13 protein-coding genes are annotated in these 12,137 nt (G+C 49.0%); 2 read left to right on the top strand and 11 right to left on the bottom strand.

The genetic code is table 11. The features are described 5' to 3' along the window. Positions 1-9: 9 nt before the first annotated feature. Entirely contained in the window at positions 10-378 is a 369-nt protein-coding gene (locus AB1552_10610; GenBank protein MEW6054219.1) for a hypothetical protein, read from the top strand. Between the two features lie 162 nt (positions 379-540). Here the strand turns inward: AB1552_10610 and AB1552_10605 are convergent, their stop codons facing one another. From AB1552_10605 to AB1552_10555, 11 genes are all read right to left on the bottom strand, one after another. Beyond that, positions 541-1,644: a tetratricopeptide repeat protein gene (locus tag AB1552_10605; protein ID MEW6054218.1), complete on the bottom strand. Its 1,104-nt coding sequence runs from the start codon at positions 1,642-1,644 to the stop codon at positions 541-543. Positions 1,645-2,087: 443 nt separating this feature from the next. Next, positions 2,088-2,543: a hydrogenase maturation protease gene (locus AB1552_10600; GenBank protein MEW6054217.1), complete on the bottom strand. Its 456-nt coding sequence runs from the start codon at positions 2,541-2,543 to the stop codon at positions 2,088-2,090. Position 2,544: 1 nt separating this feature from the next. After that, a complete protein-coding gene (locus tag AB1552_10595) occupies positions 2,545-3,270 on the bottom strand; it encodes a pyridoxine 5'-phosphate synthase (GenBank protein MEW6054216.1) in 726 nt (241 codons plus the stop codon). Positions 3,271-3,279: 9 nt separating this feature from the next. Beyond that, on the bottom strand, positions 3,280-4,278 hold the full coding sequence (gene hypE, locus AB1552_10590; protein ID MEW6054215.1) for a hydrogenase expression/formation protein HypE: 999 nt from the start codon (positions 4,276-4,278) through the stop codon (positions 3,280-3,282). Positions 4,279-4,391: 113 nt separating this feature from the next. Further along, positions 4,392-4,949 carry a (Fe-S)-binding protein gene (locus AB1552_10585; GenBank protein MEW6054214.1) on the bottom strand — a complete coding sequence of 186 codons (558 nt, stop codon included), beginning with the start codon at positions 4,947-4,949 and terminating at the stop codon, positions 4,392-4,394. A 67-nt stretch (positions 4,950-5,016) separates the two neighbouring features. Further along, complete coding sequence (gene hypD, locus AB1552_10580) at positions 5,017-6,084, bottom strand: hydrogenase formation protein HypD (GenBank protein MEW6054213.1); 1,068 nt, start codon at positions 6,082-6,084, stop codon at positions 5,017-5,019. Positions 6,085-6,310: 226 nt separating this feature from the next. Next, on the bottom strand, positions 6,311-8,737 hold the full coding sequence (locus AB1552_10575) for a carbamoyltransferase HypF (protein ID MEW6054212.1): 2,427 nt from the start codon (positions 8,735-8,737) through the stop codon (positions 6,311-6,313). Between the two features lie 199 nt (positions 8,738-8,936). Further along, complete coding sequence (hypB, locus tag AB1552_10570) at positions 8,937-9,581, bottom strand: hydrogenase nickel incorporation protein HypB (GenBank protein ID MEW6054211.1); 645 nt, start codon at positions 9,579-9,581, stop codon at positions 8,937-8,939. Next, positions 9,581-9,925, bottom strand: a complete 345-nt coding sequence (gene hypA / locus AB1552_10565; protein ID MEW6054210.1) for a hydrogenase maturation nickel metallochaperone HypA — start codon at positions 9,923-9,925, stop codon at positions 9,581-9,583. The genes hypB and hypA overlap by 1 nt, the downstream gene beginning before the upstream one ends. Further along, positions 9,918-10,238: a YtxH domain-containing protein gene (locus AB1552_10560; protein MEW6054209.1), complete on the bottom strand. Its 321-nt coding sequence runs from the start codon at positions 10,236-10,238 to the stop codon at positions 9,918-9,920. Before AB1552_10560 ends, hypA begins: the two co-directional genes overlap by 8 nt. Further along, the gene (locus tag AB1552_10555) at positions 10,238-10,630 is read right to left on the bottom strand and encodes a DUF948 domain-containing protein (GenBank protein MEW6054208.1); all 393 of its coding nucleotides are present in this window, start codon (positions 10,628-10,630) and stop codon (positions 10,238-10,240) included. Before AB1552_10555 ends, AB1552_10560 begins: the two co-directional genes overlap by 1 nt. A 422-nt stretch (positions 10,631-11,052) precedes the next feature. Between AB1552_10555 and ribD the strand changes: the two genes are divergently transcribed. Continuing rightward, positions 11,053-12,123, top strand: a complete 1,071-nt coding sequence (gene ribD / locus AB1552_10550; GenBank protein ID MEW6054207.1) for a bifunctional diaminohydroxyphosphoribosylaminopyrimidine deaminase/5-amino-6-(5-phosphoribosylamino)uracil reductase RibD — start codon at positions 11,053-11,055, stop codon at positions 12,121-12,123. The last annotated feature ends 14 nt before the right edge of the window (positions 12,124-12,137 follow it).

Genomic DNA, 12,137 nt, shown 5'->3' with positions numbered 1-12,137 from the left:
GGAACTCAAATGATCGCTAAACAGGTCGGTTTCGAGCATCTGCAAGGAGCATACAAAACGTTGTTATTTTGCTTTAATAAAGGGGATTGCTTCGTCGCTTCGCACCTCGCAATGACAACCATGGAAGTCATCGCGATGGAAGTCACTGCGAGCGACCAGCGGGAGCGCGGCAATCTGTCTTTTTTCATCGCGAGGTTGAATGGAAATGAGGCTGTGGCGCTTTCTTTCATTGGTTGTCATCGCGAGCGAAGCGTGGCGATCTCATTGTTGTTCCGAACGACAAGATTGCTTCGTCACTGCGTTCCTCGCAATGACGGAATAGGGAGGTCAACAGGGAAAAACACTAAACCTAAAAGTGGCATAGTTTTCGGGGGATAGTCAGTGGCGTCGAATACTCTAATTATGCGTTGCACAACAACTGGGGGTAGTTCGGAAGAATGGGGTTGCTTCGGCTCTGCCTCGCAACTACATGCGCAATGGCCATTCTTGACGCTGGATTTAGGAAGATTTTTCATGTGTTACTTCGTCTTTTGAATCCGACTAAGAATTTAAGGCATTTACAAGCTCATTTTCAATTCTTGATGCAATTATCATAAATTCACGGTGCATTTTTTCAAAGGCATTTATTGCATGAGATATTCTATAACTAGTGTTTGCGCTATTTTTATGGTATTGGGATATAAGAGTAACCGTGTTTTTTTCATGATATTCTCTGATCGTGGAGAGCCGATCTAAGTCTCCTAATAAATTGTCAACATCACGAATCTTCTCATTGTCTTTGAGGATACTTTCTAATATTCGGCGTTTTAAGCTAAAAGGAGATTTGTCATAGCAGAAAAGATCAGGATAGTATTGCACGTGTAATATCTTGAAATAGAATTTGTTGATAAAGGCATTAATCAGCATTTCAACTTTCAAGAATCCCAGCGTCATAGCAACGTCTAACCAATATTGATAAAATCGCAGTGTCTCTTCAAGCTCTTTTTTCTCAAGAGAAGCATTTTGGAGATTTATACCGGCATCAATATGGTTTGAATTAATTTCCAGGGCCTTCTGATAATAACGTATCGCTTCATCCAATCGTCTTTGCTCATGAAAAATGCTTCCAAGATTGCTATAAACTTCGGCATAATCAGATTTATATCTTAACGCAGACCGGTAATGAAAAGTCGCGAGATCAAACTGTTTCCTCGCTTTATAAATATCCCCCAGACTGCACCATACTTCAGGAGCGTTGGGGTTCAGGTGAAGAGCTTTCTTGTAATAGTTGATAGCTTCATCAAAATACTGTGTCTCCCTGAAGATATCACCTAGGTTTTCATGTACTTCAGCACATTCAGCATCACTCTCGATTACCTTTCTGTAGCAACTAACAGCTTTGTCAAAAAGCCTTTGTTTGTGATAAATCGCTCCCAATGCGAGATAGGCGTCAGCATTATCTTTATCAACCTGAAGCAGCTTCTCGAAATACTGCTCTGCCAAATCATATTCTTCAAGCTGAACGTATATAATTCCAAGAAGATATATTATTTGTTCATTGTCTGGTTGATCTTTCAGTATTTCCAGGCAGGTCTGTTGAGCTTCTTCAAAATTCCCTGCGTGATAATACTGAAATGATAGTTGTATTAATTTATCAGTATCCATGTATCTATAAGAATCATGTCAGTTCTGACCCGGATAACGTTTTAAATATAATCCTCTCCTGGGCACTCTGATATACCTTGGTCTGTGTGCGCCCAGGACCAAGACAGAGATTAACCAGAATTAATTTATACCTTGATCCAACAAGAAATAACTCACACGTTTGGCAAACCGGTCATTGCGAGCAACCAGCGGGAGCACGGCAATCTGTCCTTTTTTCATCGCGACGTTGAATGGAAATGAGGCTGTGACGCTTTTTTTCATTGGTTGTCATCGCGAGCGAAGCGTGGCGATCTCATTGTTGTTCCGAACGACAAGATTGCTTCGTCACTGCGTTCCTCGCAATGACGGAATAGGGCAGAAGGACGGGGTTGCTTCAGTTTGTCTCGCAACTGGAATCGAACCATTCTTATCGCTGGCTTTGGCTTATAATAAAGCCGTTCATGTTAATCGATTTCCTTTAAGATCAAATCGATAACTTCAGGGATTTTACTCTGAATTTCATGGGTCAACTGTTCAGATTCAATTTGCATATTTTTAGGGACAACACCGATAAAGACAGTCTCGGGACAGTATCCGGTTAACTGCATGTGTTCCAGAGTTTCAACAAGATGTACCTTCGCGGGATCTTTCTTGAGATCGAATTTCAGCGGCAACTCTTCCGTTTTCAGGCGCATAATGGTTCCCGGGGCCTCTTTACTATGATCAAAGACATCAACTATGACCAGTTTATCCTTCTCTACCATGACATGCGGGATCATACATGCTGACAAACCGACTTCCATCAAATCCACGTTCTGAGGCAAGGGCATCTTTTCCAAAACTTTAAAGACATGATATCCAAACGCATTATCGCATCCATACATATATCCGCAACAGAGGATAAGAATTTTCTTTGTCATATCAGCTCCTTGAAGCCTCCTTTATCAGTTCTTTCATTTCTCTTACCGCGCTCTCCATTCCCACAAGCATCGCCCGTGATACAATGCTGTGCCCGATATACAGCCCCCTGAGTCCGTGAATGGCAGCAATATTCCCCACGTTGAAATAATTCAGGCCGTGGCCTGCATTGACCTGAAGACCGGCGTTCAATCCATGCTGAACCGCATTCATGACACGCGCCAGTTCCTTTTCCTGCTTTTTCCCTTGTGCATTTGCATACATCCCGGTATGAATCTCGACCATGTCAGCGCCTGTCTGTCTCGAGAGCTCGATATCGCCGGCATCCGGGTTGATGAACAGGCTGACCGGAATGCCCGCTCCCTGAATCTTTTTGACCGCTGCCCTGATATGGTTTTTCTGCGACTTCATGTCAAGGCCGCCTTCTGTGGTCAGTTCCTGTCTTTTTTCAGGTACAAGCGTAACCATCCCGGGTTTTGTTTTCACCGCTATGTTGATCATCTCCTTTGTTGCGGCCATTTCAAGGTTCAGTTCAACAGGCACAAACTCTTTCAGCAGCCTGAGGTCCCTGTCCTGTATATGACGCCTGTCTTCCCGGAGATGCACCGTAATCCCGTCTGCGCCACCGAGAATTGCGAGGGTTACCGCCATGACCGGGTCAGGTTCAATACCCCCCCTTGCCTGCCTCAGGGTTGCCACATGGTCAACGTTCACGCCCAATATCATAATAATCTCTTATCAGCAGATTCTCGGAAGCTGGTCGCCTGAAAGCATCTCGACAATCCTCGTCCCGCCGATTGCAGTTTTCAGCAATACCATGCCCGTGGGAGATTTCTGCACTTCTCCGATGATGCGGGTCCCTTTGCCGACCGGATGTTTTTTCATGGTCTGGACGAGGGAATCTGCAACCGAATGGTCTACGATTGCGATCAGTATCCCTTCATTTGCCACATAGAGCGGATCAAGTCCGAGCAGTTCGCAAGCGCCTTTCACTCCCGGCGGAACAGGGATAGCGCGCTCTTCCAGCACAATGCAGTACCCTGAATCCACGGCTATCTCCTTGAGTGTTGTCGCCAGACCTCCCCTTGTAGGGTCCCGCATGGCATGTATCTTCTTGGTCTTTCTGAGCATTTCGCTCACAAGTCCGTTGAGGGGTGCGGTATCGCTGAGAACGGGTGGATTGAATGTCAGCCCGTTTCTCTTGGCAATAACAGATATCCCGTGATTGCCGATCGGCCCGCTCACAATGACCTTATCTTTTGGCCGTACCTTCAGGGGTGAGATATTCACACCTTTTCCTATCACCCCGACCCCCGAGGTATTGATAAATATGCCGTCTGCCTTGCCTTTATTGACAACCTTCGTGTCTCCGCCGACAATTTTTATTCCTGCCTTTTTGGCTGCATCCGCCATGGAACCGAGGATCTTTTTCAGGTCATCAAGAGGGAAACCCTCTTCCAGAATCAGACCTGCGGTCATATACAGAGGTTTTGCTCCCACCATGGAAAGGTCGTTCACTGTGCCGTACACTGCAAGCTCGCCGATATCTCCCCCGGGGAAAAAGATGGGGGACACGACATATGAATCTGTCGAAAAGGCGATTTTCCCCTGTTTGGCCACTCCCAGCACCGCTGAGTCGTTCAGTACCTTCAGGTGGAACTCCGGTACAAAATGCTCTTTAATCAGCTGATACATCAGCCTTCCGCCGCTGCCATGACCGAGAAGTATCCTTTCCATGCCCTAACCCTCCTTTATTCCTGAATATTTTACCATATGCCTGCTGTGATAAGATAGGCAGCGTTCATTGCAGATTACGGGTCTTAACCTTGTAATTAACGCAGAACCGATGATTACAACGGGGGAATCCAGATATCAGAAAGAAACAGGGGCAGTTCAGCAGCGCATACCGGCCCCACATTTATGCGCCATCCGGTCAGTTTTTCGACATCGGGCCCGAGTGAGGCTGCAAGGCCCGGGATGATTAATGTTCCCGTGGATTTTCTTTTCATTATTCCTGCGTGTTCCAGTCCATTGGAAATCCTCTCGGCAGTTAAGGTCTGATACACCATCGACATGTCCACCGTGTTTCCCCCGGTATCGATAAAGAGAAGAAAAAACGGGCATTCGGTGGTGCTGAAGACAGTCATGAGTACCTGTTCGGTATATTCATTGTTCCCGGTAACGATAACCATGGACGTATCATCCGGATTATTCAGCGCAAGAAGCCCGGTAAAGCCCGGCCTCGGATGGAACAGAAGCGGCACCTCGGGCCACAATTCGCCCATTTTCTGAACCGCCTCAAACGCATAGGCCCTGTTTCTGCTGATGAAAGAACAGTCCCGGGGGTTTTTTGTTCCGGTTCGGACCGCAGCAATGAATTCTTCACAGGAAGGAAACCCGCATTGCATACACTCGTCAGGGGAAAGGTATCTCCGGAAATCGATTCTGTCTAAATATAAATCTGCCGAAGACACATTACGTCTTTATCACCCCGGAATATTTGTAATAGGCTGCACAGCTTCCCTCTGTGCTCACCATGCAGGCACCGACAGGGTGTTCCGGCGTGCATCCCTTGCCGAAGAGGCGGCAGTCCGTCGGTATCTTAATGCCCCTGAGCACGCTGCCGCACTGGCATCCTTTGGGTTCCTGGGCGTCCGGAACTTCAACGGTCAGTATGCGGCTGACATCCCAGTTGCTGACAGTATCCCGCAGTTTCAATCCGCTCATGGGAATCACCCCGATGCCCCTCCAGTTCGCATCACACGGCTCAAAATACTTTTCGATGAGGGCCATTGCCTTCTGGTTGCCTTCTTTTTTCACGACGCGCGTGTACTGAATCTCGACCTCGGCCCTTCCGGATGCGGTTTGCTCAAGGAGCATCAAAATGGCGCTGAGGATATCGTCAGCCTCAAACCCTGTGACAACAGAAGGGATTCTGTAGTCAGAAGCGATGAATTCATACGGGCCGGTGCCGATGATGGTGCTGACATGTCCGGGCAGGATAAGCCCGTCGATCTTCAGGTCAGGAGAATCAAGAAGCGCCCTGAGGGCGGGAGGGACGATCTTGTGCGCGGAGTAAATGAAAAAATTCTCTATGCCCAGCCGTTCGGCCTCGGAAAGTGTCCCGGCCACAGAAGGGGATGTGGTCTCGAACCCTGTTGCAAAGAAAATCACATTTTTGTCCCTGTTCTCGGTTGCCAGTTTAAGGGCATCCATCGGGGAATAGACTATGCTGATATGCGCTCCTTCAGCCTGCGCGTGAAAGAGCGACTGTTTATGTCCCGGCACCCGCATCATATCGCCGAAGGTCGAGAGGATGCAGTTGTCGAGCCTTGAAACCGCTATCGCGATATCCACGTCCCTTATCGGCGTCACGCAGACAGGGCAGCCAGGGCCGCTCAGGAGGCTTATGGCCTTCGGAATAACATCCCTGATGCCATGCCTGAATATGGCAACCGTATGTGTGCCGCACACCTCCATAAGCTTGATCGGCCTTCCTATCTCGTCCATAAGCTTTCTTATTCTTTCAATGACATTTTTCATTATGTGGCTCCTTATCCTGAGTAATAGTGCTGTTTCCCTAATTATAACCCAGATCCAGCAATAAATAACTCAAACGTGTAGCAAACAGTCATTGCGAGTCCCGAACGAATTCGGGACGTGGCAATCTCAGCTGATACGACGAGATTGCTTCGCTACACTCGCAATGACTATGCGTATCGCTGGTTTTGAGTATAAATATCCCGGCTGGTCACTGTCCAAAAGTATTTCAGGTCTGAGACCCGCTGACCGATTTCATTCGCTCCCTCACGATATATGCCTGGCCGAGGGAAATCCCGGCATCATTGGTCGGCACTTTCTCATGTATATGGACCTCCAGACCAAGAGACCGGAGCCGCTGGATGGTTCGTTCCAGGAGATAGACGTTCTGAAAAACCCCGCCGCATAAGACGATATCATCGATCAGATGGAGGGACGACAGTTTCTCCACTACCCTTGCAATGGCCGTAATAACGGTATTATGGAATCTGGATGAAATAATGCCCCTGTCTACCCCTTTCGCAAGATCTCCGGTAATACCTAAAATTGTATGGGCAAAGTCTATTTCCATCTTCTCCCTGAATATGATATTCACCGGGTAATCATCCTGCACGTTAGGGAGCGCGATCGCTTCAAGGGCAATCGCCGCTTCTCCTTCAAAGGTATTGGTATCACACACGCCCATGATGGCTGAGACCGCATCAAAAACCCTTCCCGCGCCGGATGAAAGAGGAGCAAACTGCCTGTTATCGAGAACCTGAAGGATGGCCCCGATCCTTTCCTCTCCATACCGGTCAATAAATCCTATGGATTTGAGATACGGGAGCGTGTCTTTCCCCGCGATATCCTTAATGTGGCTGACTGCTATTCTCCACGGTTCCTTTATCGCCCCTTCGCCTCCCGGGAGGGGAATGCATTTCAGATGCCCCGCCCTTCTGAACCCCTGGAGGTCAGCGATTAAGAATTCTCCTCCCCAGAGTGTCCCGTCGGTGCCGTAGCCGGTCCCGTCAAAAGAGACGCCGATTACCTTGTCCTTCAGCCCCTTTTCCGCCATGACAGATGCGACGTGTGCATAGTGGTGCTGGACGGCAATTTTGTGTATTCCCTCCTGCCGCAAGGCCCATTGTGTCGACAGATACATGGGATGCAGGTCATATGCGAGCGCCACGGGATCCACACGGTATACCTCCTTCAGATTCCGGAGGCTTTCTTCGTAGAAAAGGAGCGTTTCGTAGTTTTCCATATCGCCGATATGCTGACTCGGAATCGCATAACTGCCCTTTGTCAGGGTAAATATATTCTTGATATCCGCTCCGCATCCGAGGACTTCCGGCCCCTCGTCATGCAGCAGTACGGGGTCGGGGACATATCCCCTTGACCGGCGGAAAAAATAGGTGAAAGGCACGGAACCGGACGACGAAGAACTCTTTTCCTGAGTCCCGAGCAGAGACCTGCGGTTAAACACCTTCATGACCGAATCGTCGACCCTCATGAAGATGTCCCGGTTATGGACAAGAAACGCATCGGCAATCCCCGAGAGCTTCGAGACCGCTTCTTCATTGTCCACCACAATCGGCTCCTCTGAAATGTTTCCGCTCGTCATGACCAGCGCCTCGAAATTGGGCTTACTCTCCCCTGCTCCCCCATCACCCGGTGAGGAAGAGGAGAGCGCATGTCTGTTTTTCAGGTGCTTTTTTTCTTTCACAGGATGAGAGAACAGCAGGTAGTGCAACGGCGTATAGGGCAGCATGAATCCAATGCAGGGATTCTTTGGCGAAACCTCTTCCGGCAGATTATTCGGCAGTTTTTGCAAAAGGACAATAGGCCTTCTGTTGGACAGGAGAATCTTCTCTTCCTCTTCGGAGACGTTGCAGTATTTTTTTATTGTCTGTATGTCCGGGGACATCAGGGCAAAAGGCTTGTTGCTTTTCCTTTTTTCCAGTCTCAGACGCTTTACCGCTGCTTTATTCGTAGCGTCACAGGCGATATGGAATCCTCCCAATCCCTTAATGGCGACGATCTTTCCTTCCTTAAGAAGCCGAATTGCTTCCTGCACAGGATTTTTCGCTTTTGCAGCTTTCTTTCTGCCCATTACCAGGCTCACCTGTGGCCCGCACACGGGACAGGCGTTTGGCTGGGCATGAAATCTCCTGTCCGACGGATTATGATATTCCCCGTCGCAGTCAGGGCACATCCTGAAGACTGCCATGGTGGTGTTCGGCCTGTCATAGGGTATTGATTTCGTGATCGAGTACCTTGGTCCGCAATTGGTACAGTTGATAAACGGATACAGATATCTCCTGTCCCCCGCGTCCAGAAGTTCCCGGAAGCAGTCCTCACAGACCGAGACGTCGGCGGAAATGAGGGTGAAACTCCCCTCGTCCTCACTCTCCATGATCTGAAAATCTTCATATCCGTGATATGGCAGAGGAATGATGTCAACGCTCATGATCTGCGATAGGGGAGGTGCGTCCCTGGCAAGCCTGTCGACAAAGACGGGACTGTTTTCCCCTTCGATCTCGATCGTGACGCCCCGTGAAGAATTGATTACATAGCCCCTGAGGTCAAGCGATGTCGCGAGGTTGTAGACGAATGGCCTGAAACCGACTCCCTGGACTATGCCTTTCACGAGTATCTTTGTTCTGACAGGTTCCATTCAGTTTCTCAAGTCCCGTAATTCCATCCCAGTGTGTATGCAACCTGATATGTCATTGGGATGCAGCAAGACCTCTCTCCCGGCCTCAGGCGGATTCGCCGAGGTAATGTTGAGAAGGGGTGAGGAGAGTTCTCCTCAACAGCGAATCATCTTTCAATATCACATTGTTTGCGTATCAGTTCCCGGACTGCATGCAGGATTACTTCACCAGAGTCTGAAGCCAGGCTGTCCATTCACCGATGCCGTCCCCGGTCTTGCATGACACCTCGAATATCTTCAGGTTCGGGTTGAGGGAAAGCGAATCCTTTTTGATCTTTCCGAGGTCCGCATCAGTATAGGGGGCAAGGTCGATCTTGTTCAAAACCAGTGCAGAGGACTCCTGAAACATCAGAGGATATTTGAGCGGCTTGTCATGTCCTTCCGCAATACTGAGCAGCATCACCTTCATGTTCTCGCCCAGATTGAATTCAGCCGGGCACACAAGATTCCCGACATTCTCTATGATCAGCAGATCAAGCTCTTTCAGCGGGAATTCATCAAGAACCTCACGTATCATATTCGCATCAAGATGGCAGCCGCCGCCGGTATTTATCTGGACAACCGGGACCCCGTGCTTTTCTATCCTCTCCGCATCGTCCGATCCGGCGATGTCGCCTTCTATGACGCCGATCCGTAGTATACCGGCCAGTGCCTGAATCGTCCTCTCCAGGAGTGAGGTCTTTCCTGCACCCGGCCCGCTCATGATATTCATTACAAAGACGCCTGCATCGCTGAACAGCTTCCTGTTTTCCGCGGCAATCCTGTCATTCGCCTCAAGAATATTAGTGACAACCTTCACTTTCATCAGACAACCTCCATCTCATCGATATTCAGCTCCCGGCCGGTCTCAACCTGGAATGACGGATCTCCGCACAAGGGACACTCAATAACGTATTTTTCTTCGACAGTGAAATGTTTTCCGCATCCCTTGCAGAAGCCACTGACAGGCACTTCAATTATGGTGAGCACAGCCTTCTCCGCAATTGTTCCGGGTTTTAATGCTTCGAAGGCAAAATGGAGTGAATCAGGCACGACACCGGATGCCCTTCCTATTTTGACCTTTATGGATTCAATACTTCCATACCCCTGCTTCTTACAGTTGTCGATAGCGATATCGAGCATTCCCTGCGCAATCGACACCTCATGCATTCGGCTCTTTTGACAACCTCTCTTTCTCATGTTCATACGCTGCTTTGCCTGCATCGATGGCGCTCGAGATCATGCTCTTCTTGTCCTCATATACGTCCTTGCTTTTATCGATACCGCTCGTTATTCTCTCTTTCACGTCACCGGCATATTCAACCGCCTTTTCCTTCACGTCATCGGTAAGCTCTCTGATCTTCTGCCTTGTTTCACGTCCTGACTGGGGGGCTAAGAGCAAGGCAAAACCCGCACCCACCAGACCACCGAGTAAAAACGACATGAACACGCTTCCCATGCTGTATCCGCCTTCTTCTCTCATTATTCTCCTCCCTTTTTTGAAAAAATATTGCTCAATAAAACCATTAATCCCGTTTTGATCCCGGCCTTCAACCCTGATGCCCTAATCGCGGTCGATGTCGTGACTTCATCAATCATCTCGCTGACATGCCGGATATTCAGGCCGACATCCCTCACCGATCCGGACAATGTCTTTACGTCGGTCGTCACTTCATTAATATCATCCGTAACGTTCCTGAGGCTTTTAAGGGTTTCCTGGAGTTCGGCAAGTGTGGGTTTCAGCGATTCCTCCGTCGTCTTCATAAGTTCATTCAGCGTACGGATAGTCTTCTTGAGTTCAATAATCAGCGAGATGACATACCCGGCTGTTACTGCAACCGCAACTGCAAGGATTATGAGCCAGATCTGATCCATTTTCTGTATTATAGCAGATTAATCAGCGAGTTAAAAACAAAAAGCGCTTTTTTGCTGCACAGACAGGGTTTTTCATACTGAATTCAACCCACGCGTATGAAAAAGACGGGATTGCTTCGTCGTTACACTCCTCGCAATGACGGTAAAGGGAGCCAGCGACAAGACAGCTTTGTCAATTCGCTCCCTGCAATGACTCTCCAGGTTTTGTCATCGCGAGGCCGAATGCAATGAGTCCGTGGCGATCTCGCCGCTGGGATTCAACGACAGATTGCTTCGTCACTCTGTTCCTCGCAATGACAGGGAAGGAGGCATCGCAATGACACGCAAAGGACTCTCCGCAATGACAATCCTTATCGCCGGATGTGCAAATACGGGACCACGGTATTCCACTGGGGCATTTCTTATGATATAGTAATTGTTTAATGGATGACGGGTTTTTTATAAAACGCACCATCAGACTTGCGGAGAAGGCACGAGGTATGACGAGTCCGAACCCTATGGTCGGTGCGGTTATCGTAAAATACGGTGAAATACTCGCAGAAGATTTCCACAGAAAACCGGGCACACCCCACGCTGAGGCACTCGTAATACGAAAAGCCGGAGATAGGGCAAGGGGCTCGGTTCTTTACGTCAACCTCGAACCCTGCTGCCATACCGGGAAAAGAACCCCTCCCTGTACAAAATCGATTATCGATGCCGGAATTGCAAAAGTAGTCGCAGGCATGAGGGATCCCAACCCGAAGGTTTCCGGCATGGGCTTTCTCGAACTCCAGCAGGCCGGGGTTGAGGTCGTATCAGGCGTGCTTGAGGACAAGGCAAAAAGACTGAATGAGGCGTATATAAAATTCATTACCACAGGAATACCCTTTGTGACGCTGAAAATAGCCATGACTCTTGATGGAAAAATCGCCACCCCGGAAGGACAGTCGAAATGGATAACCGGCGAAAAGGCACGAAAGGCAGTGCATCGCCTGAGGAGCAGCGCAGATGCGGTAATTACCGCGATAGGGACGGTAAAGGCGGATGATCCCCGGCTTACGGCGAGGATCAGGGGAGGGAAAAATCCTCTCCGGATTGTTATTGATCCCCAACTCGAGATTCCCGCTGGCGCAAGAATACTCACTACGCCGCCCGGGACGGTCATTGTCACACAGGCAAATGATTCACGGACGGACTCTCTTGAAAAAAAGGGCATACAAATCCTCAATTATGAGGGAAAACTGGACCTGAACTGGCTGATACGGAAGCTCGGCGAAATGCACTTCACTTCAGTGCTCATTGAGGGCGGCTCGTCATTGAATGCACATGCTCTGGAGGACCGGATTGTTGACAAGGTGATCTTTTTCATTGCCCCGAAAATTATCGGCGGGAAGGAGTCCTTTCCCGCGGTAGGCGGAAAATCCTTTCAGACACTTGAAGAGGCTTTCAGGATAACCGTCACTGTAATGAAACGCCTCGGGGAGGATTTCCTGATCGAAGGATATCTTCGGTAGACACACCCCCGGGT

The organism is Nitrospirota bacterium (assembly GCA_040754395.1).
Lineage (GTDB): Bacteria > Nitrospirota > Thermodesulfovibrionia > Thermodesulfovibrionales > SM23-35 > JBFMCL01.
Note: the sequence above shows the minus strand (reverse complement) of the source record. Positions and strands in the feature narration are given on the sequence as shown.

What these genes read in the sequence shown, in the direction of transcription:
- AB1552_10610 (MEW6054219.1), top strand. Translation starts at nt 10, where the DNA reads ATGATCGCTAAACAGGTCGGTTTCGAGCATCTGCAAGGAGCATACAAA.
- AB1552_10605 (MEW6054218.1), bottom strand. Translation starts at nt 1,644, where the DNA reads ATGGATACTGATAAATTAATACAACTATCATTTCAGTATTATCACGCA.
- AB1552_10600 (MEW6054217.1), bottom strand. Translation starts at nt 2,543, where the DNA reads ATGACAAAGAAAATTCTTATCCTCTGTTGCGGATATATGTATGGATGC.
- hypE (MEW6054215.1), bottom strand. Translation starts at nt 4,278, where the DNA reads ATGGAAAGGATACTTCTCGGTCATGGCAGCGGCGGAAGGCTGATGTAT.
- AB1552_10585 (MEW6054214.1), bottom strand. Translation starts at nt 4,949, where the DNA reads ATGCAATGCGGGTTTCCTTCCTGTGAAGAATTCATTGCTGCGGTCCGA.
- hypD (MEW6054213.1), bottom strand. Translation starts at nt 6,084, where the DNA reads ATGAAAAATGTCATTGAAAGAATAAGAAAGCTTATGGACGAGATAGGA.
- AB1552_10575 (MEW6054212.1), bottom strand. Translation starts at nt 8,737, where the DNA reads ATGGAACCTGTCAGAACAAAGATACTCGTGAAAGGCATAGTCCAGGGA.
- hypB (MEW6054211.1), bottom strand. Translation starts at nt 9,581, where the DNA reads ATGAAAGTGAAGGTTGTCACTAATATTCTTGAGGCGAATGACAGGATT.
- hypA (MEW6054210.1), bottom strand. Translation starts at nt 9,925, where the DNA reads ATGCATGAGGTGTCGATTGCGCAGGGAATGCTCGATATCGCTATCGAC.
- AB1552_10560 (MEW6054209.1), bottom strand. Translation starts at nt 10,238, where the DNA reads ATGAGAGAAGAAGGCGGATACAGCATGGGAAGCGTGTTCATGTCGTTT.
- AB1552_10555 (MEW6054208.1), bottom strand. Translation starts at nt 10,630, where the DNA reads ATGGATCAGATCTGGCTCATAATCCTTGCAGTTGCGGTTGCAGTAACA.
- ribD (MEW6054207.1), top strand. Translation starts at nt 11,053, where the DNA reads ATGGATGACGGGTTTTTTATAAAACGCACCATCAGACTTGCGGAGAAG.